A 23,016-nucleotide genomic window follows, 5' to 3' on the forward strand; every position below is an offset into this window, starting at 1 on the left:
CGACGCCCCGACCGTCGTCACTTCAGTTAGCGGTGTGATCTAGGTCACTAGATTTACCACGGACTGTTATCCACGCGCGACCTGGGCGCCCGGACCGGGAAGAACGCCCTGCCCTTCCGTGTCAGGTGGTAGGTGACCCGTCCCGGATACTCCGGCGCGGGGCGCTCGCTCAGCACGCCGAGTTCGGTGAAGACCCGCAGACGATCCGCCAGGACGGCCGACGGCGCGCCCGTCCACTCCGCGAACACCCCGAACCTCGTCGCCCCGAACGAGCCGCACCGAGCAACGCGGCCGACCACCGGCTACCGACCAGTTCCATCGTGTGCGGCAGCTGCGCGCGCCGACGGGCCGCCCCGGTGCGACGGCGACTCGCCGCCGCCGGGATGCTGCGCGATGCGCCACCGCTCGGACCGAGACTCGCAGTCACGTCGTCCACCCCGGCCGGCTCCCGGCACCGCGCGCACACCATCACCGGGGTGAACTCGGCCCCGCAGTCGACGTGCCGCACCCGCAACAGACCGGCCGGACCGTCCGGCGCCCACTCACGCTCCCACGACCACATCGCCGCCAGGATCGGCCACACCGCGCGGCCGCGATCGGTGAGCAGATACTCGGGCCGCGCCGAAGCGATCGGGAACACGACCTTGTCGAGCAGGCCCGCGTCGGTCAGCCAGGCGAGCCGTCCGGTCAGGACCGAGTTCGAGATCTTCCCCTACCCGCCCAGTCGCTGTACCGTCGCGCCGCGCGCAGGGCATGGTCGAGGATCCACAGATTCCACTCGTCGCCGAGCAGACCGAATGCGATTGCGAGCGCGTTGTCGCCACCCGGATCCACTACGTAGCCGCCCCCACGCATGACCAGCTCCCCGTCGTCAGTGGGCGGAGTACTGCACAGACCACGTCGGCGAATCGGCCGAAAGTCCGGTTTCCGGAGTCGTACCCGTTTGCCCGACATCCCGTCTCGTTCCGTCGCGTCCGACGATGCATCCGCAGTTGTGTGAAGTCCACAAGTCCGCGAGATCCACCGCATCGGCCGCGTAGCGTCAGTGACGCCTTCCGCCCGGCCGTCGGCCGCTCCCACAGTCGGCGGTCGCCCACGGCTTCGGCCGCCCGGCCGAATCGAGTTCTCCGGCCGCTTCGATCGCAGCGCATGACAAGCCAGCGGTGTTCGGACGCACCCCAGGAGGAGCCATGACTCTCGTCCACAGCCCGAATCGGGCGATCGAATCACTCGGCATCGCGCTCGTCGCGGTGGGTGTGGTTCTCCTCGCCCTGCTCACGCTCTATCTCGTCGGCTTCGACCAGGGCGCGATCTCCCGCACCGGGATGTACATGCACGAACTGATGCACGACGGCCGCCACCTCCTGGGGCTCCCGTGCCACTAGCAGGATCGTTGAAGAGCCTGCTGCTGCGAGGCCTTCTCGCCGGGCTGATCGCCGGACTCCTCACCGGCGCAGTCGCCTTCGCGCTCGGTGAACCGCACGTCACGACTGCCATCACGGTCGAGGAATCCGCGCCCGAGAGCGATGCGGCCGCCACCCACGATCACGGGGACACCGCCGCCACGCACTCGCACTCCGACAGCGACGAACCTCTGGTCTCGCGAGGCGGACAACGGGCCGGGCTGATCCTTGCGACAACGCTGGCGGGGGTCGCGATCGGCGCGATCTTCGGCGTCGCCGCACACTATGCGCGCCGGTTCACCGCGATGTCCGGCCCGCTCCTCGCGCTCGGCACGGCCGGGGCGGGGTGGCTCGCCATCGAAGCTGTTCCGTTCTTCAAGTACCCGGCCAATCCACCCGCAGTCGGCGATCCGGACACCATCAACGAGCGGGCGCTGCTGTGGCTGGCCGCCCTCGTACTCGGGCTCGCGGCCGTGGGGGCCGCCGTCTACGTCGCCAAGGTGCTTGCGCCGCAACACTACTGGACGGTACGGACCGCCTCCGCGATCGTCACCTTCCTCGCGATCGTCACCGTCGGCTATCTCCTGCTGCCGACCGTGAACGAGGTGGGAGAGGACTTCCCCGCAACTCTGCTGTGGCAGTTCCGGGTGTCGTCGCTGGCGACGCAGGCCACGCTGTGGCTGAGCCTGGGACTGGTCTACGCCTACCTCACCGAACGGGCACAGCGCGGCCCGGCCTCCCCCACCACGGCACCCGCATCCACGCCGGGGCAGGCGCCGACCGGCACCTCACGACCGTAGGAGGGGACCTGACGAGGATTCGGAGCACCACGAACCACCGGACCCACTTGGAAGGGAGACCTCCGTGAGCACCACCCAGGCACAATTCCAGACCCTCACCGACGGTCTGGCGAAGATCACCCCCGCAGTCCACGACGCGCAGGACTCGCCGTACTCGATCACCAACGCGCAGTACGACATCCTGCGGCACGTCCTGCACGACGTCGGCGGGCAGCCGGCACTCCCGGTCGAGTACAAGGAGAAGCCGGAAGAGGACTGGGAGATGAACACGTACCTCACGTGCGAATGCCTCGCGTGGCGCGGTTCGTGGAACTCCGAGATGCGCCGCCGGGCCGAGGTCGACCTCGGTGAGACCCAGTACTTCGGGCTCCCGTACTACGCACGATGGATCACCGTCGCCGCGAAGGTGATGGTCGACAAGGGGCTGATTCCGCTCGACGAACTCTCCGACAAGATCGACGAGGTGCGGGCACGGCTGCAGGAGGCGAGGAAGTGATGCCGAAGTTCAAAGTCGGCGACCGCGTGGTCGTCAAGGACCAGACCAGCCTCTTCCACACGCGCACACAGGCTTACGTGCGCAACCAGACCGGCACCGTCGTCGCGCACCGACCCGAATGGGTGATTCCGGAGGACGAGGCCTTCGACAAGCTCGAGACCGGCCGCAAGGAACCGTTCTACGTCGTCTCGTTCAAGCAGACCGATCTGTGGCCCCGCTACACCGGGTACGACATCGACACGCTCGAGACCGAATGCGCGGAGGGCTGGCTCCGGGCTCCCGAGAAGGGCCAGTAGGAGGAGAAGTGAGCGACTCACACAGCCATTCCGGCAAGGATGCACACGCGCCCATCCAGGCCTCCGAGGAGGTCAGCGAGTTCGAGGTCCTGGAACTCGCGCTGCGCGAACTCGCGATCGAGAAGGGTCTGTTCTCCGCCGAGGATCACCGCCGCTTCTCCGAGTGGGCCGAGTCGATCGGACCCTCCGGCGGGTCGAAACTCGTGGCCAAGGCTTGGACCGATCCCGAGTTCAAAAAGCGCCTGCTCGAGGACGGGACCGAGACCTGTAAGGAGGTGGGCATCGACTGGACCGACCCCACCGGCTCCGGAACACCGAGTGACTACACCTACTTCTACGTCCTCGAGAACACCCCGACGGTGCACAACGTGATCGTGTGCACGCTGTGCTCGTGCTACCCGCGCCCCGTCCTCGGCATGTCGCCGGACTGGTACCGGACGCCGAACTACCGTCGACGCATGGTGCGGCGCCCCCGCGAGGTTCTCGCCGAGTTCGGACTACACTTACCGTCCGATGTGGAAGTGCGCGTGCATGATTCGAACCAGAAGTCGCGGTTCATGGTCATGCCGATGCGCCCCGGGGGCACCGAGGGCTGGACCGAGGAACAGCTCGAGAAGATCGTCACCCGCGACACGATGATCGGTGTGGCACTGCCGTCCGCCGACTGGGACGCATCCGAGGCGCCGTCCGCGCCGTCTTCGGGAGGTGGCAAGTGACCACGGCACAGGGATACGAGATCATCCTCGGCACACTGAAAGAAGGCTCCGAGCGCGGCGGAGCCCTCCCCGACACCGACCGCAAGCCGGACCCGTGGGAGTCGGCAATGCAGGCCACGGTCGAATGCCTGTCGTGGCGCGGCGCGTGGGACAACCTCGAGCGCCGGCACACCGAGGACGAACTGGGCGAAACCATCTACAGCGAGTTCCCGGTCCACTCCCGGTCCGCCATCACCACCGCGCACACGCTGCTCGACCGCGGCATCGTCACGCAGGACGAACTGAAGGCGAAGATGGACCGGATCCGGGCGAGGCTCGAACGAGCCTGACCGCAAGGTCACCGGAAGCGATTCCGCCACAGTAACGTTCGAGCACCCGCCATACGGACTACTCGAGCGCGGCATCCAGCGTGATCGTGACGCCGGTGAGGGCCTTACTCACAGGGCAGGACTCCTTGGCGGCCTGGGCCACACGGGCGAACCCCGCAGCGTCCAGGCCGTCCACCTCACCGCGGACAGTGAGCGTGATCCCGGTGAGCTTGAAGCCCGGATCGTCGGGGCCGAGCGATACGTCGGCCCGGATGTCGAGACTCTGCGGGACCCCACCCGCCTCGCCGATCAGGGCGGACAACTGCATCGCGTAGCAGGACGAGTGCGCGGCCGCGATCAGTTCCTCCGGACTGGTGGTGCCCCCGGCGTCCTCGGCGGCCCGCTTCGGGAACGACACCTCGAAGGTGCCCGCCCCCGAACTGGTGAGTTCGACCTGGCCCGAACCCTTTTCGAGCGTCCCGTTCCAGGCGGTGTGTGCGGTACGTGTAGGCATGGGAGTCCTTCCGTCGGAGTGTGCGGGTGACATCCACCAGTGTTCACCGACACCTCGCCCGGTACTCGCGATTTACTCAGGATCACCGGTCGGCGCGCTCGGTCGCCTCGTCGGTCTCGTGATACTGCGCGAACAGTTCCCGTTCCCGATCGCGGTGCGGGTAGGCGAAGAAGACGAGCGCCGCACCGACCAGGACGATCACGATCGCCGCGCTGTACGCGCGGGTGTCACCGTCGAGGAAGGCCGCACGGGCGGCGGCGGTGATCGCGTCCGCGTACTGCGGGTACCGCTCCGCGACGTTCTCGGCACCGGCGAACGACTTCTCCAACGCGGCCTCGGTCTGATCACTGACGGCGCCGGAGTCCGGACTGGCGGCGATCGAGGCAGCGAACGAGGCCGCGTATCCGGCGGTGAGCAGCGCGCCGAGCACCGACTGCACGATGGCGCCACCCAGGTCGCGCTGCAGGTCCGCGGTGCCCGACGCCATTCCCGCCCGCCACACCGGCACCGACCCGGTCAGCGAATGCGAGGCGGGCGTGCCGGCGAGTCCGACGCCCGCGCCGAGGAACATGTAGCCGAGCGCGATCTTCCAGTACTGCGCGTCCTCCTTCCACAGCAGCAGGGCCACCAGCAGTCCCAGCACGATCGCCGTGTATCCCAGCAAGAGGGTGAACCGCGCGCCGTGCGACTCGACCAGCTTGGCCGACTGCGGCGCCACCACCACCATGACGGCCGCCGCGGGCAGACCCGCGGAGCCCGCGGCCAGCGTGGAGTAGCCGAGCACGTTCTGCATGAACTGCTGCCCGATGTACAGCGTCCCCATCAGGGTGCCGAACACGACGATGCCCGCGACCGCCGCCACCCAGAAGATCCGCCGGCGGGCCACCCGCAGGTCGAACAGCGGGTACTTCGCCCGCAACTGCCGTATTCCGAACGCAATGCCCGCGGCGGCCGCGACCAGCAGCATCGACAACGCGGTCATGCGCATACCGTCGACGGGAGCGAAGTTGATCCCCAACACCAGTGCAGCCACCAGGACCACGGAAACGATCCCGCCCAGATGGTCCACCGGATCGGTCGACTCGTTGACGTGGCTCGGCACGAAGAACACGGCGAACCCCAGTGCGACCAGCGCGAGCGGCACCGTCACCAGGAACACCGAACCCCAGTCGAACGACTGCAACAGGGCACCGGACACGAGCGGGCCTAGCGAGGAGATGCCGCCCCCGATCGCGGACCACAGTGCGATCGCCTTGGTCCGGCCGGCCCCCGACCAGAGTGCGGTGATCAGCGCGAGGGTGGTCGGGAAGGCCATCCCGGCCGCGACTCCACCGAGCAGGCGCGCGAGGATCAGCACCTCGACGGTCGGCGCGAACGCGGCGATGATGCACGCGGGCAGCGACAGCACCATGCCGAGCACCAGCATCATCTTGCGGCCGAACCGGTCACCGAGGGCACCGAGGTAGAGCACCGAACCCGCGAGCCCGACGGAGTACCCGACGGCGATCAGGTTCAGCTGCGTCTGGCTCGCGTCGAAGGCCCGACCGATGTCGGGCAGCGCGACATTGGCCACCGCCAGGTTCAGGTTCGCCACGGCGGCGACGAGGATCAGGGCCGTCAGGACCAACGAGGCCCGGGCGGGGCGTGTCCCGACCGCAGCGGACGTCATGCGGCCAGTTCACACCATCGAGGTCCGTCCCGCTCACCGACAGGCCGACACGACCGGGACGAACCCCGCGGTGATCTGGTGGCAGGCCCCCCGGCAGCCCCCCGGAGCCCACTCGACCGCCTCGGCGAATACCGACCGGGGCGACGATCGGCATAGCGTGCTGATCGTGACCACCGACGACGATCAGACCAGCCGGGCGCAGGCCGAGGGGGCAGCTCGGACCGCGGCTCTGGCCCGTGCCGCCCACCGACGGCGGCGTCGAGGACGCCGACCGATCCTGGTAGGCATCGACGGTCCCGCGGGCGGCGGAAAATCGACCCTCGCCGATCGGGTCGCCGCGGCGCTGGGCGACGCGCCGATCGTCCGGATGGACGACCTCTACCCCGGCTGGGACGGTCTTGCGGCGTCCGTGCCGCTACTCGTCCGGTGGGTCCTCTCTCCCGCCGAGCACGGCCGGATCCCGCGCTACCGGCGCTACGACTGGTATCGCGGCGGATACGCGGAGTGGCGCGCGGTCCGCCGCCACCGCTACCTGATCGTCGAGGGTGCCGGATCGACCTGTGGCATCGCGCGCGGGTACTTCGCGGTCCGGGTGTTCGTCGACGCCTCCCCGGACGAGCGGATGCGTCGCGCCCTGCGGCGCGACGGCGACATATTCCGGCCGCACTGGGACCGCTGGGCCCGGCAGGAAGTGGCGTTGTTCGGGCCGGACCGGACGCGCCGCGCCGCGCACGTCGTGGTGATGACGGGGTCGACGGGCCCCTGCACCTGAGTGGGTCAGCCCGGTTCCGGCACCGGACGGGCGGCCCGGTGCCGATCGGCCATGCCCGACGCCCGGAGCCTGATCCCCTCGCGCAGACTCTCGGGCCCGAGAAGTTCCGCATCCTCGCCGAGCATCCACAACACTCCCCCGGCGTGAGCGGCGTCGCCGAACTCGACCTCGGCCGTGATCCAGCCGTCCGCGCGAGTCTCCGAGGCGGCGGAGAGCACCGAGCCGAGAAGGTCCTCCCGCCGCTCGGCCCGCACCCGAACGATGGCCGCCACGGACTCGTGCAGCGCACGGAACTCGGACCGCCGCCGGTCCCAGATCCCGGCCAGGTCGACGACGGGGTCGCGCCGCGCCGGCTCGTCGAGCTCCACGGCGTCCTGGATGCGGGACAGCCGGTACGTGCGCTCCGAACCGCGATGCGTTGCCACCAGGTACCACCTGCCGCCGGCATTGACCAGGCCGATCGGATCAACTGTGCGCCAGCGTGATTCGCCGCCGCGGGCGGCGTACCGGAGCCGAAGCCGGCGCCCCGCGAACACCACCTGCTGGATCAGGCCGAGATACGCCTCGTGGGACGAATCGGTGAGCCAACCGCCCTGCCGCACGAGCACCCGTTCCGCGACTCGTGTGGCGGCCGAGCGATGCGTGTCGGGCATGGCGGCCGACACCTTCCGCATCGCGGACGCGAAGGCGGGCGCCATCCCCAGCGCCGCAGGGGTGGCCGCGGCGCCGGCCGCGAGCAGCGCCTTCGCCTCCTCCACCGTCAGCCCGGTGAGGTCGGTGGTGAACCCCGGCAGCAGGGCGAACCCGCCGTCCCGGCCGCGTTCCGCGTAGACGGGGATCCCTGCCGTCGACAGGGCCTCGACGTCACGCAGCACCGTGCGAGTGGACACCTCGAGCTCCCGGGCGAGGGCCGTGGCGGACATCCGTCCCCTGTTCCGCAGCAGCAATACCAGCGAGAGGAGGCGGTCGGCGCGCATTGCCCCATCCTCTCAGCAATACATGACAGGAGATGTCGTGATTAGGGACGAGAGTGGGCGCGGTCCGCACACGTGCACTCGATCGAAAGGCCCCACCATGACCGACATCACCGATCCCCGCCCCCTGTACCGCGAGGCCCTGGCCTGGGTGACCGCCTTGATTGCCGAGGTGCGGCCGGACCAGCTGACGGATCAGACGCCGTGCGACGAGTTCGACGTCGCGACCCTGATGGGCCACCTGGTCGCCACCGTCGACCGGGCGCGCGTCATCGGGGAGGGCGGCGACCCGACCACCGTGCCGTTGGTCGCGATCGCCGTCGACGGCGATCGGTGCGCCGCGTACCGGATCGCCGGCGAGAGGATGTGGGCCGTCTGGAGCGACGACGCGCTGCTCGACGTCACCGTCACCGCGCCGTGGGGCCGCGTACCCGGCCGCGCCGCGATCTGGGGATACCTCAACGAGACGCTGGTCCACGGCTGGGATCTGGCCGCCGCGACCGGGCAACCCACCGAGACCGACTCCGCACTCGCCGAATCGGCACTCGCGGTGGCCCGCCGCGCGATCCCCGCCAACCCCCGCGGTGGGCACGTGCCGTTCGGCGCGGTGGTCGAGCCGGCCGAGGGAGCGGGACCGACGGAACGCCTCGCCAACTGGTCCGGCCGGACCGGCATCGGCCGGCCCACGATCTCGGCCTGACACACGACGACGCCCCGCACGCTGCTGCGTGCGGGGCGTCGTCGTGCCTGTGAACCTACTCGGCGGAGCCACCCTCGGACGGGGCGTCGCCGGCACCGGCCAGCGCCTCGGCGGGCGAGTCCGGCACCTTGACCGGCTTCGGGTTGGGCGTGAACGTGAACTTCGCGTCCTCGCCCGCGCTCTCGCCGTCCCAACCCTCGACGTCGACGAGCACGATCTGACCGGGGCCGACCTCGTTGAAGAGGATCTTCTCCGACAGCTGGTCCTCGATCTCGCGCTGGATGGTGCGACGCAGCGGCCGCGCGCCGAGCACCGGATCGAACCCGCGCTTGGCGAGCAGCGACTTGGCCTGCTCGGTCAGCTCGATGTCCATGTCCTTGTTCTTCAGCTGCTTCTCGACGCGGCCGATCATCAGGTCCACCATCTGAATGATCTGATCCTTGGTCAGCTGGTGGAAGACGATGATGTCGTCGATGCGGTTGAGGAACTCGGGGCGGAAGTGCTTCTTGAGCTCGTCGTTGACCTTGAGCTTCATCCGCTCGTAGTTCGACTCGCTGCCCGTTCCGGCGGAGAAGCCCAGACCCACGGCCTTCGAGATGTCGGAGGTGCCCAGGTTCGAGGTGAAGATCAGCACGGTGTTCTTGAAGTCGACCGTACGACCCTGACCGTCGGTGAGACGGCCGTCCTCGAGCACCTGCAGGAGGGTGTTGTAGATCTCCTGGTGAGCCTTCTCGATCTCGTCGAACAGGACCACCGAGAACGGCTTGCGGCGCACCTTCTCGGTGAGCTGGCCGCCCTCTTCGTAGCCGACGTAGCCGGGAGGGGCACCGAACAGACGCGACGCGGTGAACCGGTCGTGGAACTCGCCCATGTCGATCTGGATGAGCGCGTCGTCGTCGCCGAACAGGAAGTTCGCGAGCGCCTTGGACAGCTCGGTCTTACCGACACCGGACGGACCGGCGAAGATGAACGAACCGGACGGACGCTTCGGATCCTTCAGGCCGGCGCGGGTGCGGCGGATCGCCTTGGAGACGGCCTTGACGGCGTCCTCCTGGCCGATGATCCGCTTGTGCAGCTCCTCCTCCATGCGGAGCAGACGCGTGGTCTCCTCCTCGGTGAGCTTGAAGACCGGGATACCGGTCCAGTTGCCCAGCACCTCGGCGATCTGCTCATCGTCGACCTCGGCGATGACGTCCAGGTCACCCGAACGCCACTGCTTCTCGCGCTCGGCACGCTGTGCGACGAGGGTCTTCTCCTTGTCGCGCAGGTTCGCGGCCTTCTCGAAGTCCTGCGCGTCGATCGCGGACTCCTTCTCGCGACGGGCGTCGGCGATCTTGTCGTCGAACTCGCGCAGGTCCGGCGGTGCGGTCATCCGACGGATGCGCATCCGGGCGCCTGCCTCGTCGATGAGGTCGATGGCCTTGTCCGGCAGGAAGCGGTCGTTGATGTAGCGGTCGGCCAGGGTGGCCGCCGCGACCAGCGCACTGTCGGTGATCGAGACACGGTGGTGCGCCTCGTAGCGATCGCGCAGACCCTTGAGGATCTCGATGGTGTGCTCGACCGTCGGCTCGCCGACCTGGACCGGCTGGAACCGGCGCTCGAGGGCGGCGTCCTTCTCGATGTACTTGCGGTACTCGTCGAGCGTGGTGGCACCGATGGTCTGCAGCTCGCCGCGGGCCAGCTTCGGCTTGAGGATCGAGGCCGCATCGATGGCGCCCTCGGCCGCGCCGGCACCGACGAGGGTGTGGAGCTCGTCGATGAACAGGATGATGTCGCCGCGGGTGTTGATCTCCTTGAGCACCTTCTTGAGGCGTTCCTCGAAGTCACCGCGGTAACGGCTGCCGGCCACCAGGGAGCCCAGATCCAGCGTGTAGAGCTGCTTGTCCTTGAGGGTCTCCGGGACCTCGCCGTTGACGATGGCCTGTGCGAGGCCCTCGACCACGGCGGTCTTACCGACGCCCGGCTCACCGATGAGGACAGGGTTGTTCTTGGTGCGGCGGCTCAGCACCTGCATGACGCGCTCGATTTCCTTCGAGCGGCCGATGACCGGGTCGAGTTTGCCTTCGAGGGCGGCCTGGGTGAGGTTGCGGCCGAACTGGTCGAGGACCAGCGACGTCGACGGGGTGCCCGCCTCGCCACGGCTGCCGCCGGCCTCGGCCGGCTCCTTGCCCTGGTAGCCCGAGAGCAGCTGGATGACCTGCTGACGGACACGGTTGAGGTCGGCGCCCAGCTTGACGAGCACCTGAGCCGCGACACCCTCGCCCTCGCGGATCAGGCCGAGCAGGATGTGCTCGGTGCCGATGTAGTTGTGGCCGAGCTGCAGCGCCTCGCGCAGGCTGAGCTCGAGGACCTTCTTGGCACGGGGGGTGAACGGAATGTGGCCGGACGGGGCCTGCTGGCCCTGGCCGATGATCTCCTCGACCTGGCTACGGACACCTTCGAGGGAGATACCCAACGACTCCAGCGACTTCGCCGCCACGCCCTCACCCTCGTGGATGAGACCGAGCAGGATGTGTTCCGTGCCGATGTAGTTGTGGTTGAGCATCCTGGCTTCTTCTTGCGCCAGGACAACAACGCGCCGCGCGCGATCGGTGAACCTCTCGAACATCGCTCTCCCTCACACTCTCCGGCGGTCCAGGTCCGAGGCCCCGCTTGTCACAGTGTCTCGTACCCGCCCGCCGCGTTTCGCTCCGGCACAACAGGCTGACGGCCTCCGGAACCGACGAAGGTTCCACGACCCCACCTCATACTCTAGTGGGCTGCCATTCGACCCGCCGCTCCTCCACCCGTCAAACGTGCGGAGTCAACCTGCTCGAAGTCTTCAACGCCGCAGGTGGCGGAATCGTTTCCCGCCGGCTGTACGCCTGAAGCGAACACTTCCGCAGCGGTCGCTCGGAGGGGAATCGGCAAGGTTCTGTACGGTGATCCCGCCGGACGGGGGCGTCGCGGCATCTATGGTGTTTCGGTTCCGGGGGGAATTCTGGTGCGTCCGATCAAGCCCGCACGACGACGTGCGCTGATCTCGCTGCTGTGCCTTGCCCTCACGGTCGCCGCCGCATACGGGGTGATTCTCCTGATCCCCAGACTGGCAAGCCTCGGACCGGATGCGCCCGATTCGAACGAGTTGCGCTCGGCGCTCGCGCTGCCGACCGCGACTGCGCCCACGTCGACCACACCCCCGCCGTCCCTGCCTCCGGGATTCCCGTCGATGCAGTTCCCGCCACCGAAGATCGACGTCGAGCCGGGGAAGCCGCAACCCATCGCGACCAAGTTCGGGCTCACCTACGACATTCCGCCGGACTGGGAAAACCGCTGGGGTGCCGTCGCAGGATGGTCGAACCTCGAAGGCCCGATCGTGACCCTCGGCGCGGTCGGACGTTTCGGGTATGGCTACTGCCCGGACAGCGACGGGGCGCGAATGGCGATGACCGGCGCCACCGGCCTCAACGGGATCGACATCGATTCCGCGGCCCGTGAACAGGTAAGTCTTGCCCGGGAGATCTTCACCAACGATCAGGGTACTGAGCCGAAAGTCGAGATCACGGGCCCAGTGTCGTTCGAGATTTCCGGGCGGCCCGCGGTGAAGTACACCGCGAAGATCACGGACATACCCCCGAACAACCGTTGCACACCGCCATCGGCGCGAGTGGAGGTCGTGGCGACCCCGGCGTACGCGACTGCCGAAGTGATGGTCTTGCTTGCGGAGGCCCACGAGGGGATTTCCGGAGCAGCCGCTCCTTCGACGTTGGACGCGATCATCACGTCCGTACGCGCTAGTTAGAAAACACACCGGCCGGACCAGCAGATTCGAAGACAGAAACATAGGGGGATGTGACGTGGGAGAGGTATTCGAGGTAAATGCCGCGGAAGTTGCCGGGTTGGCAGTACTGGCCGAGGCGATCGGATGTGACGCGCAGGCAGCCTCACGCTTCCTCGACGAACACACCCGACCGTCGGGTGACTTCGACGGCGGGATCATGCAGATGCTGCTGAGCCCACTCTCGCTCGCGACAGACTTCACGCATGGCCGCTACGACGACCTCAGCTCAACCTGCTCCAGCATCGGCGTCGAACTGAACCGCGCGGCCTGGATGTACGCGGACCAAGAGAAGAGAAATTACGACGCCCTGAACGCGAACCTGCTGAGCTGTCTGCTCCCGGAAGCAGGCGCCGATGCGGAGCATCCGGGTACGGGAGTTGCTGGGCCGTTTCCCGAGCCGTCCAAGTACTCCGCTGTCGAATCGGTCGATCTCGCTCCTCCGGAAACCGCGGCCGAGGACATCCGCAAACTGATCTCCGACTCTGCGGGCTGGTTGGGTGATGTCGATGACGGGATCAAGGTCGCGACCGGTTGGAGTCCGCTCGAAGAAGTGATCAAGCCGATCAGCGGGAACTGGAACGAACTGAAACGCATCGGCGACGCATACAAGATCGCAGGCGAGGCGATGGAGACGTCCGGTCAGAACCTCGCAGCGGGTGCGAAACAGGTCGACGAACACTGGGACGGGAAGGCTGCCGTCGCGTTCCAGGAGTACGCCTCGCGACAGGCCGAGGCAATGACCTGGGAGGGGCCGGTCGGAAGGGTGACCAAGGTGTGTCTCGAGCGGGTTGCCGACGAAATCAAAGCGGCAGTTGAGGAAGCCGTGAGCCACCTCGCCGACATGCTCGAGGAGCAGGTGCAGGTCAACGATGCGAGCCACCTGCTGAAATTTGTTCTCAAGAAGATTCCGCTTGCTGGAACCGGATACCAGGTTTACGAAATCACCAAGATCATCGACGCGGTCCAGGGTCGGGTCACTTCGTTGGTGGAGAAGATCCGAGAGGTGGTCAAGGCTCTCAACGGGTTCCTCGCAGCCGTGGCCTCGCCGAGCGGGACGCTCAACGAGCTCGCGGAATCTATTCTGGCGCCGATCACCTCCAAGGTCGACGACGTCCGGACGAAGGCCGAACTGGCGTTCGACATAGCCGGGGTCGCCGACGCTGACGGACCACTCCACAAACCCACCGAGAGCTTCTCGATGGGGACCGGAGGCGAACCGTGGGAGGACGCGGCATGATCGACGGGATTCCGCCCCACCTACGTTCCGCCTACGACCGGCTGATGAACTCGGCCGATTCTCTGGCCACGGAGCGCATCCGCGCCGAGCGACAACGGCACGGCGATTGGGACACACGCACCGAAATCGACGACGCCTTCATGGACCGACTCGCAGCGATGCCGGACGTATCGGACGAACTTCGCGCATACGCCGCGAGAGTCGCTGCCGGAGAATGCCGTTGGGAAGAGATCGAGTGGCGAGCGGCCGCAGTGCCGCCGGAGATCGCCGAACTTCGCCAGTCACGCCACTTCGTGTGGTTCCGCAACCCGACACCGCGGCCGACTCCCGTCGAGGAAGACGAAGCCCCGTATCGATTCCAATGGGAATGACCGCACCCGCCAACCGACTTCGACGCAACCCTCACGAAACGAGCACCATGCGCATCCTGCCCGTCGCAATAGCGACCTGCGCCGTCCTGGCCATACTTACCCTTACGGCGTGCAGCGCCCCGGAGGAAGCACCCGAAACCGGACCACAGGTCACAGTCACCTCCGAGGCGCCCGTCGAGCCGACGTTCGACGAAAGTGCGTCTCTGGTGAAGCCCTCGACGCTGAGTACGCGCAGGACTGCACCCATCACGAATGCCGGATCCCCGATGCCGGTCGCGATGGACTTCGATCCGTGCGGATTGCTCACCCCCGACGAGGTGGCAGCGACGACACGGGAATCATTGGTGCCCGGTGTCGTCACCCATGAAACCGATGCTGGGCCGACAGGCTGCATTTGGGGGGCCGAGGAGGGCTCCACCGCGGTCTCGTTGGCACAGTTCCAAGCGGAAGCCAACGCCGGGGAAGCTGCCGTCGTCGCGGACATCGATGGCCGCGAGGTGTTTCTCATGTTCGGCAACCAGGCGCGCTGCCTGATGTACACACACTTCTCGGGCAACCGAACGGTGATGATGGACGTCAAGGCCCGCCCGGGCGACGGGCGCAGCCCCGACGACCTGTGCGCGCAGTCGCTGACCCTGCTCACGAGCGCCGGCAATCGACTCGACTGGGAGTAGCCCGGGTCGCCGCCGCGTCGACGTCGGGCACCGCCGAGTCCACGACGGATGCGCGCCGGGTGACGGTCACCCGCCGCTCCGCCCGCGGGCCGGTGGGCAGCACGCGTTCCAGCGTCCGGTGCAACACCCACGCGATGGGGACGGAGAAGGCGACGGTGACGATGAAGACGCCCATGGTCGAGCCCTGGAAGGTGCGGTAGCCGAGCATCTCCATCACGAACTCCATCACCACGAGGTGCACCAGGAACAGTTCGTACGAGATCTCGCCCAGCCACACCATCGGTCCGGACGCGCACAGCTTGCCGAGGGGACCGGGCCGGTCGCCGATCACCAGTGGCGCCATCAGCGACATCGCGAACAGCAGGTAGAGCGTCGATTTGGTGACGGCCTCGGTGACGTCCATCGGGATGATCGTCGCCTCGCCCGCCAGCGGCGTGCATGCCAGCAGCAGGAAGTACAGCGCCAGCAGACCCATCGCGTACGGGTTGCACCGCTTCACCGTCAGCGACACCACCGCGAGCAGCATGCCGCCCGCGAACCACGCGATGAATCCCGGCAGCCACAGCCGTGCGGTGTACGTGAGGTCGGTGTTGTGCGTGATCAGCGTCCACAACGGCGTGATCGCGACGACCACGAGCAGCGCGATCGCGAGCCGGACCGGATGCCACGAGCGGCGGCAGACGACCACGACGAGGAACCACCCGAGCACCGGCAGCAGCAGATAGAACGTGGCCTCCACCGCCAGGCTCCACATCTGGGTGAGCCCGGTGTGCAGGTGCCCGGTCCCGTAGATCTGGGTGAGCGTCATGTTCCGCGCGAACCCCGACCAGCCCAGACCCGTCTCCCCCGGCTCCCGGAACAGATAGATCACGTAGGTCGCGACGACGGTGATCCAGTACGCCGGCAGGATCCGTCGGACCCGGTGCCACAGGTACGTGCGCGCCGACGGCAACTCCTGCTGCCCGGCCGCCGCCCGTAGCCACGGACGGAAGAGCAGAAAGCCCGACAGCGCGAAGAACACCGCGACGCCGATCTCGAGGCGGGAGAACGCGCCGCCCGCCAGGTCGTTCGTGTACCGGCCGGTCCAGAACGCGGCGTGCGCGCCGACCACGAGCAGCGCGGCGACCGCGCGCAGGCCGGTGAGCGACGCCAGATACCCGGCGTCCCCGTCCGTTCTCACGAGCCGGACCCCGCAGCCGGGACGACGGCACCGACCGGACCGGCTCCGACGCACAGCGCCAGTCCAGGATTCACCGGTTGCACGCGCACCGCGGTGCCGGGGCCGAAAAGCCGCACGAACACCTGGTTCAGCCCGGCCTGGACGGGGACAGTCACAGCGTCGGCAGCCGGGCCGCTGCCGCTGAGCCCGACCTCGATCGTCCCGTCGGCGCTCGCGAAGTAGTTGAGCTGGGCGGTCCACTCCCAGTCGATCAGCGGGCCGTCGAGCGGGATGTCGGTGGCGCCGTCCTCGACGCGGTAGCCACAGCCCGGCACCGGCCCCTGACCGATGTTGCGGATCGACGTCACGGCGGCGGGGATCAGCCGGCCGGAGTCGTCGAGGAGTTGCAGGTAGTTGGTGGACCGGCCGAACTCGGGGCGCTCGTCCAACGGGGCGAAGATGTGGCTGGTCGTGTTGTGCGGGTACGCGACGGGCAGCAGCACCCAGATGGACACCGGCTGATCCAGCAGCGGCGAGCCCTGATTCGCGGCCAGCGAGGCGCGGGCGTTCGCGAGGTAGTCGACGGTGGGGTTGTCGCGCCACCGCTGGACGAACGTGAACGTCGACCACACACTGCTCACAACGAACAGGACGGTCAGGGCCAGCGCGACGACCGCTCGTCTCTCCGGCTTCTGGAGCGCAGCCGGGGTGCGCAGCCGAGGATTCTCGCGACGCGGTGCGCGGACGATCAACGCCCAGCCGATCGCGATGACGACGGCACTGTCGGCGACGTAACGGAGCGTCTGCGCCAGCTCGTAGGCGGTACCGGGACCGGACCGGGTCAGCACCATCGCCGCCTCCGACGCCGCGACGTAGGCCACCAGCGCCAGCCACACCGCACCCGTGCGCTTCCGGCACAGCAGCGACCACGCCAGCGCCGCCAGCAGCACCGCCCAGGCGAGCACGACCAGGACGGTCGGCGGCGTCGCCCACGGCGGGCTCGGCGGCCACCGATCCCACGCCCACGGTCCGCCGAGCAGTGTCGGCACCAGGCCCAGCGACGTGCCGTGGTGGGCGAGGCCGACGGTCTGCGCCGGACTCGGGACGACGAACCTCGACTCGGTGAAGTACAGGTACGCCGCCGCCCACAGCGCGGTGACGGCGACCAGCGGAATCCACAGCACCCGACCCCGGCGCCACGCCGAACGCAGCGGCCGCTCGATTCCGTCCAGCCGGAACAGCAGCACCACGGTCGCGAACGCGACGATCGGCACCAGCACCGATTTCTCGAAGAACGCCAGCGACAGCGCGGTCACCACGGAACCGGACACCGCGAACCGGACGCGTCCGGTCCGACAGAGCCGGATCGCGTCGCCCGCCACCCAGGCGAGGGCGATCTGCATCGGCAGCGAGTTCAGTCCCGCGGCCCACCACGCGAACGACGGCAGGGTCAGCGGAGAGAACAGGTAGAACGCGAGCGGCAGCAGCACGATCGGGCGCATCCCGAGCAGCAACCGCAGGACGCGAAGGACCGCGAGCGACGCCAGCAGTTGCAGAAACAGCAACATCAACGCAGAGACCGCCCAGGTCAGCGGTGCCACCGTGGTCGCGAACCAGGCCGCCAGGAACGCGGCAGGCATGAAGTGACCGTCGTGGTCGTAGAACAGGAACTGCCCCGACAACGCCGGGTACTGCCCCGAGCGGCTGATGAGGATCAGGTCGTCCCAGTAGAAGTCGCCCGAGAAGGCGACGATGCCCCGCACCACCATCTGCAGGGCGACCATTGCGGCGGCCACCGCAACGACTCGTCGGGAATCGAGCAGCCACCAGGGATTCCGCGTCGGTGTGGGCGAGTCGATCTCGTCGCCGAGGCCCGCCTCCGGAACTGCTCGCACCCGCACACGCTCCTTCCCGTCGGCCCGATCGCCGGAGCGGAACCTTACTGACGCAAATTAATGCGAGTCTGAGGAGCCGCCGGAGTGCTGTGCGAGGTGCTTCAGCCTCCTGTGATCGGTGCGACGAACTGGCACGGAATCGGACGCGGGCGGCCGCGGTCCAGCGCATTGAGCATGCGCGCCGCCATCGACTCCGCGGCGATCGCCGCATGCCCACCGTAATCGGTGCCCCGCCGGCGTGTCCTCTGCTCGATCGGCTTCATTCCGTCGAACGCCGGAATCGACCAGGAGAGATCGGCGAATGGAACGGGAGGAAGCGAGAAGACGCAATATTCCTCGGTCGCCGGGGGCGGGGCATACGTGGCCCCATTGTCCGGGCCGGTTCCCCCCGGTGCCGTGTACCGGCACAACCGGATTCGGATGACTGTCGAGCGGATTACGCGACGAGTGGTTCGATCCCGGCCCGGACCCACCCGGATTGTCCAATATCGAAGGCACTGCGTCGGTAAACAATCGCCTCAGCCGCACATCGCGGACACTAGCAGCGCGCCTTTACACGCGGGGCCGAATCGGCGGAGGCGACGTCCGGCCGTAATCAGTGCGCCTTGTTGTACGCCTCGGTGATTTCCGCCGAGATTCGACCGCGAGAGGACACCGGATAACCGTTCCGGCGTGCCCATTCGCGAATCGCCGCACTCTGCTCGCGGTCTACCGAAACACGCGACGAGGTCGCACTGCTACTGGAAGTACCCTTGCCGCCACGACGACGAGCCGTCGCCTTGCGGGCATGCGAAACCCAAACATCCAACTGTTCACGAAGCTTCGCGGCATTCTCCGAAGACAGATCGATCTCGTACAGAACCCCATCCAGGCCGAACTCGACCGTTTCATCGGCAGTGGCGTCCTGATCGACGTCGTCGATGAGCGTTACAGTGACCTTCTTTGCCATGGGGTCAATTCCTTCCGAATGACGCGACGTTGCTCAGACGCGATGCGCCCCAGCCGGTAACACGAATGCAATCGTACCCCTGAATCACCAAAAGTGATGACTCGGCAATAGGAGCGAATTGAAACTCCCGGTCAGCGCGCGCTCGGTCGGACAATTGGGAACAAGATGGTTTCCCTGATTCCCAATCCGGTGAGTGCCATCAGCAGACGGTCGATTCCCATGCCGGTTCCGGTGGTCGGCGGCATACCCTGCTCCATCGCCGCCAGGAACTCCTCGTCGAGAGCCATCGCCTCGTCGTCGCCGGCCGAGGCGAGACGCGCCTGATCGACGAAACGCTCACGCTGAATGATCGGATCGACCAACTCCGAATATCCGGTGGCGAGTTCGAATCCGCGGATGTACAGATCCCACTTCTCCGTGACACCCGGCAGGGTGCGGTGCTGGCGGGTCAGCGGCGACGTCTCGACCGGGAAGTTCCGCACGAACGTCGGCGCGTACAACTGGTCACCGCACTGGTGCTCCCACAGTTCCTCGACGAGCTTGCCGTGGCCGTATCCCTTGTCCTTCGGGACCTCGAGACCCACCTTGGCGGCCAGCGCCAGCAGCTCCTCGACCGTGGTGTCCGGGGTGACCTGCACGCCGATGGCCTCGGACAGCGACGGATACATGTCCATCGTCTTCCACTCGCCACTGAGGTCGTACTCGGTGCCGTCCGCGAGCGTGACCACCTGCGTGCCGAACGCCGCCTGCGCGACCTCCTGGACCAGCTCGCGGATCATCTTCGCGGAATCGTCGTAGGTGCCGTAGGCCTCGTACGTCTCGAGCATCGCGAACTCCGGCGAATGCGTCGAGTCGACGCCCTCGTTGCGGAAGTTGCGATTGATCTCGAAGACCTTCTCGATGCCGCCGACCACGCAGCGCTTGAGGAACAGCTCGGGCGCGATACGCAGGTACAGGTCGATGTCGAGCGCGTTGGAATGCGTCACGAACGGGCGGGCCGCGGCGCCGCCGTGCAGCGTCTGCAGCATCGGCGTCTCGACCTCGAGGAACCCGCGCCGCTCGAGGGCATTGCGCAGCTCACGAACGACGGCAACACGCTTGCGGGCGTTCTCCCGGGCCTCGGGGCGGACGATGAGGTCCGCGTAGCGCTGACGCACGCGGGACTCCTCACTCATCTCCTTGTGCGCGACGGGCAGCGGACGCAGCGACTTGGCCGCCATCTGCCACGAGTCGGCCATGACGCTGAGCTCACCGCGACGGGAGCTGATGACCTCACCCTGCACGAACACGAAGTCGCCGAGGTCGACGTCGGACTTCCACGCGGCCAGGGCCTCTTCGCCGACGTTGGCCAGGCTCAGCATCGCCTGCAGCTGGGTGCCGTCGCCCTCCTGCAGCGTCGCGAAGCAGAGCTTGCCCGTGTTGCGCACGAAGATGACACGGCCCACGACGCCGGCCTGCTCACCGGTAGCGGTGTCGGGCTCCAGATCGGGGTACTTCGCGCGCACCTCCGCGAGGCTGTGAGTGCGGGGAACGGACACCGGGTACGGCTCCTGCCCCTGGGCAAGCAGACGCTCCCGCTTCTCGCGGCGGATCCGGAGCTGCTCGGGGGTGTCGTCTACTGGCTGGGCGGGTGCTTCACTCACGGGATACAAGACTATAGGGCGGCATCTGCCGAGCGTGTGGCCGGTAGCGCGGCAGCGATCGCGAGCACCACGCCGGATGCGAAGTAGACGCCGACCCGGACGTGATTCCAGAGCGTCCATCCGGTTCGGTAGCTCTGCCAGGCGGCCGCGTCGGCCAGGTCCGCCGACGCGAACGCGTCGTTGCGCGGAACGTGGTAAATCGCGGTGACGGCGAAGGCCGCGATCGTCCCGACGACACCCACCAGCACCAGGACCCATCCTGCGGGGCGGGCGATCACAGCCCACACGCCGCAGACCGCGGCGGTGAGCGCGGATCCCATCAGCGGAACCATCAGTGCACTGCGCGGAGCCGCGACGTTGATCGCCTGCATCGACTCGATCGCCGAGGGCACGGGGATCGAACTCAGCGCGGGCATCACGAACGCGGAGAACGCGAACAGGGCCCCGCCGGCGATCACGGCGCCCAGCGCGGTCACTCCGACGAGGATCTCGAAGGCGACTGCTCCCGACGACGACGTGCTGTCCGCTGTTGTGGTCATGAATCGATACCACCGCAACAATGCGAGACGATCCATGGCGCAGCGTCGCAGAAACATACTCGAGCGTCTACCGTCGCGGGCATGGACGCACTGTCGATGGTGCTCTCCGACTCTCGGGCGGAGGGGGCATTCCTACTGCGCTCGGTGCTCGCTCCGCCGTGGTCGCTGCGCATCGAGGACCACGCGCCGGTGACGGTAGTGGCACTGCTCCGGGGATCCGCGGTCGTCGTCTCGGATACCGGCGCCGGCGCGACTCTCACACCGGGCGACATCGCACTCGTGCGCGGACCCGACGCCTACACGGTCGCCGACCGCCCGGACACGCCGCCGCACGTGATCATCGACGAGAACCAGGCCTGCCACACTGCCGCCGGAGCACCGGCCATGAGGATGACCGACCTCGGCGTCCGAACCTGGGGCAACGCGCTCGACGGCCCGACCGTGATGCTGACCGGCACGTACCGGCTCGACAGCTACCTCAGCCGGCAACTGCTCGACTGCCTCACCCCGATCGCGGTGGTACCGCGCAGCACCGACACCGAACCGATGACCGCCCTGCTGGCGCAACAGATCACCTTGGACAGTCCCGGCCAGAGCGTACTGCTCGATCGGCTGCTGGACCTCGTCCTGATCGCATCGCTTCGGGAATGGTTGGCCCACAACTCATCACGGTCACCGAACTGGATCGCAGCCTACGACGACCCGATCATCGGGAACGCCCTGCGGCTGATCCACAACCAGCCGGAGCAGCCGTGGACCGTCGAGGGCCTGGCCCGCGAATGCAACTGTTCCCGAGCCGCTTTCGCACGACGGTTCTCGGCGCGCATGGGCGTCGGGCCGGTCGGCTACCTGACCGGATGGCGCCTGTCCGTCGCCGCGGACCTGCTGTCGGATCCCGGGCGGACGGTGTCGTCGATAGCCGCCGCGGTGGGCTACTCCAGTCCGTTCGCGCTCACCGCAGCGTTCACCAGACACCACGGTGTGAGCCCACGCGAGTTCCGCCGCCGGCCGAATGTCACACGCGTTCAGTCCAACTGAACGTATGTGACATTCGGCCGAGCGGCCGGTGACCTCAGTGGGCGGAGACCGTCGCCAGCTCGCGGGCGCAGTGACGCTCCCCCATCAGCGCGCCGAGCAGACCGGCCGACTTGATAGCCTTGTAGCCGCCGACGAGGTCGGTGGCCTTGTTCAGCCCGAGCTGCCGCAGCGACGCCGCAGCCAGGCTGGAGGTGTACCCCTCGGAGCACACGATCACCCATTCGACGTCGTGGTCGACGGCGAGCGCCAGGTGCGCGCTGCTGGTGGGGTCGAGTCGCCATTCGAGGACGTTGCGTTCGATCGCCAACGCGCCGGGCAGCGTGCCCTCGAGCGCGCGCTGCGCCTGCGGGCGGATGTCCACGAAGATGGCGCCGCGCCGGTAGGCCTCGGTGAGTTCGAAGACGTACATGCGGTCGATCTGCGAACGAGCGTCGTCGAGCATCTGGTCGATGGTCACTTGGAGCCCCCTTCGGGCAGATCGGTCAGCTCGGTGCGGGTGCGGCGCAACGCCCCGCGATCGGTGACCTCGTAATAGGACATGGCGGTGAGCGGCGGCGAGTACGCGTGCACGCTCAGCGTGGGTTCGGTGGTGACGGTGACCGGGCCCGGAGCCCGCATCACGTCGTGCACCCATCCCAGCGGGAACGACGCCTGGTCGCCGGCCTCGAGGGTGCGGCGACGCAGCTCGCCACCGGTCCAGCGGTACTCCGCGAGGTTGCCGCTGAGCACCGTCAGAGCCCCGAAAGAGCCTGCATGGTCATGTAATTCGGTGGACCTGTCGGGTACCCAGCTGATCAACCAGACGTCGACGTCGTCGTCGGCGTAGAGGCGGGTCGACCACCGCTCCCGCGTCGGGAACGCGCCCGGCAGCAGGTGGTCGTGACGGCCTTCGAGGACGTCGGAGGCACCCTGGTCGGTGATACGCAGCAGGTCGGCGGGGCGCAGACGGGAGGGCGGCGCGGCATCGAAGCGGCGAGCACCGCGGTCGGAAGCAGACGTGAAGACGTCAAAAGAATATGCAGAAAGCATGAGTAGAGCTCCAG

At 67.7% G+C, this 23,016-nt stretch carries 27 protein-coding genes; 13 read left to right on the forward strand and 14 right to left on the reverse strand.

Annotated elements, in window-relative coordinates; translation table 11 throughout:
• Positions 1-53 precede the first annotated feature (53 nt).
• From DEU38_RS29390 to DEU38_RS29400, 3 genes are read right to left on the reverse strand one after another with little or no spacing between them, the layout of a single operon-like run.
• Positions 54-248: a helix-turn-helix domain-containing protein gene (locus tag DEU38_RS29390; RefSeq protein WP_258558086.1), complete on the reverse strand. Its 195-nt coding sequence runs from the start codon at positions 246-248 to the stop codon at positions 54-56.
• Positions 170-706 (reverse strand): winged helix-turn-helix transcriptional regulator, encoded by a 537-nt coding sequence (locus DEU38_RS29395; protein ID WP_309473106.1) that lies wholly within the window; start codon positions 704-706, stop codon positions 170-172. Before DEU38_RS29395 ends, DEU38_RS29390 begins: the two co-directional genes overlap by 79 nt.
• Complete coding sequence (locus DEU38_RS29400; protein ID WP_258558087.1) at positions 688-855, reverse strand: hypothetical protein; 168 nt, start codon at positions 853-855, stop codon at positions 688-690. The genes DEU38_RS29395 and DEU38_RS29400 overlap by 19 nt, the downstream gene beginning before the upstream one ends.
• A 335-nt stretch (positions 856-1,190) precedes the next feature.
• Here DEU38_RS29400 and DEU38_RS21385 point away from each other — a divergent pair, with 335 nt between their 5' ends.
• The 6 genes from DEU38_RS21385 to DEU38_RS21410 all read left to right on the forward strand — a co-directional run bounded on the left by DEU38_RS21385 (position 1,191) and on the right by DEU38_RS21410 (position 4,040).
• Entirely contained in the window at positions 1,191-1,385 is a 195-nt protein-coding gene (locus DEU38_RS21385; protein WP_107984711.1) for a CbtB-domain containing protein, read from the forward strand.
• Positions 1,376-2,203: a CbtA family protein gene (locus DEU38_RS21390; protein ID WP_114723416.1), complete on the forward strand. Its 828-nt coding sequence runs from the start codon at positions 1,376-1,378 to the stop codon at positions 2,201-2,203. Before DEU38_RS21385 ends, DEU38_RS21390 begins: the two co-directional genes overlap by 10 nt.
• Before the next feature lie 106 nt (positions 2,204-2,309).
• Positions 2,310-2,699: an SH3-like domain-containing protein gene (locus DEU38_RS29865; RefSeq protein WP_220181948.1), complete on the forward strand. Its 390-nt coding sequence runs from the start codon at positions 2,310-2,312 to the stop codon at positions 2,697-2,699.
• On the forward strand, positions 2,699-2,995 hold the full coding sequence (locus DEU38_RS29870; RefSeq protein WP_397484739.1) for an SH3-like domain-containing protein: 297 nt from the start codon (positions 2,699-2,701) through the stop codon (positions 2,993-2,995). Before DEU38_RS29865 ends, DEU38_RS29870 begins: the two co-directional genes overlap by 1 nt.
• An 8-nt stretch (positions 2,996-3,003) precedes the next feature.
• Positions 3,004-3,711 (forward strand): thiocyanate hydrolase subunit gamma, encoded by a 708-nt coding sequence (scnC, locus tag DEU38_RS21405; RefSeq protein ID WP_114723419.1) that lies wholly within the window; start codon positions 3,004-3,006, stop codon positions 3,709-3,711.
• Entirely contained in the window at positions 3,708-4,040 is a 333-nt protein-coding gene (locus DEU38_RS21410) for an SH3-like domain-containing protein (RefSeq protein WP_114723420.1), read from the forward strand. The genes scnC and DEU38_RS21410 overlap by 4 nt, the downstream gene beginning before the upstream one ends.
• Positions 4,041-4,098: 58 nt before the next feature.
• Here the strand turns inward: DEU38_RS21410 and DEU38_RS21415 are convergent, their stop codons facing one another.
• On the reverse strand, positions 4,099-4,533 hold the full coding sequence (locus DEU38_RS21415) for an OsmC family protein (RefSeq protein ID WP_114723421.1): 435 nt from the start codon (positions 4,531-4,533) through the stop codon (positions 4,099-4,101).
• 82 nt (positions 4,534-4,615) lie between these two features.
• Positions 4,616-6,202, reverse strand: a complete 1,587-nt coding sequence (locus tag DEU38_RS21420) for an MFS transporter (RefSeq protein WP_114723422.1) — start codon at positions 6,200-6,202, stop codon at positions 4,616-4,618.
• A 166-nt stretch (positions 6,203-6,368) separates the two neighbouring features.
• Between DEU38_RS21420 and DEU38_RS21425 the strand changes: the two genes are divergently transcribed.
• Positions 6,369-6,974: a hypothetical protein gene (locus DEU38_RS21425; RefSeq protein ID WP_258558088.1), complete on the forward strand. Its 606-nt coding sequence runs from the start codon at positions 6,369-6,371 to the stop codon at positions 6,972-6,974.
• Positions 6,975-6,979: 5 nt separating this feature from the next.
• Here the strand turns inward: DEU38_RS21425 and DEU38_RS21430 are convergent, their stop codons facing one another.
• Positions 6,980-7,951, reverse strand: a complete 972-nt coding sequence (locus DEU38_RS21430; RefSeq protein WP_114723423.1) for a YafY family protein — start codon at positions 7,949-7,951, stop codon at positions 6,980-6,982.
• A 97-nt stretch (positions 7,952-8,048) separates the two neighbouring features.
• Between DEU38_RS21430 and DEU38_RS21435 the strand changes: the two genes are divergently transcribed.
• Positions 8,049-8,648 (forward strand): TIGR03086 family metal-binding protein, encoded by a 600-nt coding sequence (locus DEU38_RS21435; protein WP_114723424.1) that lies wholly within the window; start codon positions 8,049-8,051, stop codon positions 8,646-8,648.
• Between the two features lie 55 nt (positions 8,649-8,703).
• On the opposite strand, the gene DEU38_RS21440 is transcribed toward DEU38_RS21435, so the two are convergent.
• On the reverse strand, positions 8,704-11,256 hold the full coding sequence (locus tag DEU38_RS21440; RefSeq protein WP_114723425.1) for an ATP-dependent Clp protease ATP-binding subunit: 2,553 nt from the start codon (positions 11,254-11,256) through the stop codon (positions 8,704-8,706).
• A 375-nt stretch (positions 11,257-11,631) separates the two neighbouring features.
• Between DEU38_RS21440 and DEU38_RS21445 the strand changes: the two genes are divergently transcribed.
• From DEU38_RS21445 to DEU38_RS21455, 4 genes are all read left to right on the forward strand, one after another.
• The gene (locus tag DEU38_RS21445; protein ID WP_258558089.1) at positions 11,632-12,429 is read left to right on the forward strand and encodes a hypothetical protein; all 798 of its coding nucleotides are present in this window, start codon (positions 11,632-11,634) and stop codon (positions 12,427-12,429) included.
• 196 nt (positions 12,430-12,625) lie between these two features.
• Positions 12,626-13,705 carry a hypothetical protein gene (locus DEU38_RS21450; protein WP_147283560.1) on the forward strand — a complete coding sequence of 360 codons (1,080 nt, stop codon included), beginning with the start codon at positions 12,626-12,628 and terminating at the stop codon, positions 13,703-13,705.
• The gene (locus tag DEU38_RS28640) at positions 13,702-14,076 is read left to right on the forward strand and encodes a hypothetical protein (RefSeq protein WP_181818888.1); all 375 of its coding nucleotides are present in this window, start codon (positions 13,702-13,704) and stop codon (positions 14,074-14,076) included. The genes DEU38_RS21450 and DEU38_RS28640 overlap by 4 nt, the downstream gene beginning before the upstream one ends.
• A gap of 47 nt (positions 14,077-14,123) precedes the next feature.
• Positions 14,124-14,750 (forward strand): DUF3558 family protein, encoded by a 627-nt coding sequence (locus tag DEU38_RS21455; protein WP_181818889.1) that lies wholly within the window; start codon positions 14,124-14,126, stop codon positions 14,748-14,750.
• On the opposite strand, the gene DEU38_RS21460 is transcribed toward DEU38_RS21455, so the two are convergent.
• The 5 genes from DEU38_RS21460 to DEU38_RS21480 all read right to left on the reverse strand — a co-directional run bounded on the left by DEU38_RS21460 (position 14,716) and on the right by DEU38_RS21480 (position 20,935).
• Positions 14,716-15,930: an acyltransferase gene (locus DEU38_RS21460; protein WP_114723428.1), complete on the reverse strand. Its 1,215-nt coding sequence runs from the start codon at positions 15,928-15,930 to the stop codon at positions 14,716-14,718. The genes DEU38_RS21455 and DEU38_RS21460 overlap by 35 nt on opposite strands.
• On the reverse strand, positions 15,927-17,804 hold the full coding sequence (locus DEU38_RS21465; protein ID WP_114723476.1) for a hypothetical protein: 1,878 nt from the start codon (positions 17,802-17,804) through the stop codon (positions 15,927-15,929). Before DEU38_RS21465 ends, DEU38_RS21460 begins: the two co-directional genes overlap by 4 nt.
• Positions 17,805-18,399: 595 nt before the next feature.
• Complete coding sequence (locus tag DEU38_RS21470; protein WP_114723429.1) at positions 18,400-18,753, reverse strand: Lsr2 family protein; 354 nt, start codon at positions 18,751-18,753, stop codon at positions 18,400-18,402.
• Positions 18,754-18,884: 131 nt separating this feature from the next.
• Positions 18,885-20,396, reverse strand: coding sequence for a lysine--tRNA ligase (gene lysS, locus DEU38_RS21475; protein ID WP_114723477.1), 1,512 nt, complete (start codon positions 20,394-20,396; stop codon positions 18,885-18,887).
• Positions 20,397-20,407: 11 nt separating this feature from the next.
• Positions 20,408-20,935 (reverse strand): anthrone oxygenase family protein, encoded by a 528-nt coding sequence (locus tag DEU38_RS21480; protein ID WP_114723430.1) that lies wholly within the window; start codon positions 20,933-20,935, stop codon positions 20,408-20,410.
• Between the two features lie 81 nt (positions 20,936-21,016).
• Between DEU38_RS21480 and DEU38_RS21485 the strand changes: the two genes are divergently transcribed.
• Complete coding sequence (locus DEU38_RS21485; protein WP_114723431.1) at positions 21,017-21,973, forward strand: AraC family transcriptional regulator; 957 nt, start codon at positions 21,017-21,019, stop codon at positions 21,971-21,973.
• Between the two features lie 34 nt (positions 21,974-22,007).
• On the opposite strand, the gene DEU38_RS21490 is transcribed toward DEU38_RS21485, so the two are convergent.
• Together DEU38_RS21490 and DEU38_RS21495 are read right to left on the reverse strand one after the other, a co-directional pair.
• Entirely contained in the window at positions 22,008-22,430 is a 423-nt protein-coding gene (locus DEU38_RS21490; protein ID WP_114723432.1) for a rhodanese-like domain-containing protein, read from the reverse strand.
• Positions 22,427-23,002: a cysteine dioxygenase family protein gene (locus tag DEU38_RS21495; protein WP_114723433.1), complete on the reverse strand. Its 576-nt coding sequence runs from the start codon at positions 23,000-23,002 to the stop codon at positions 22,427-22,429. The genes DEU38_RS21490 and DEU38_RS21495 overlap by 4 nt, the downstream gene beginning before the upstream one ends.
• Between the last annotated feature and the right edge of the window lie 14 nt (positions 23,003-23,016).

Source organism: Rhodococcus sp. AG1013, from assembly GCF_003350365.1.
In the GTDB taxonomy this organism is placed as follows: domain Bacteria; phylum Actinomycetota; class Actinomycetes; order Mycobacteriales; family Mycobacteriaceae; genus Prescottella.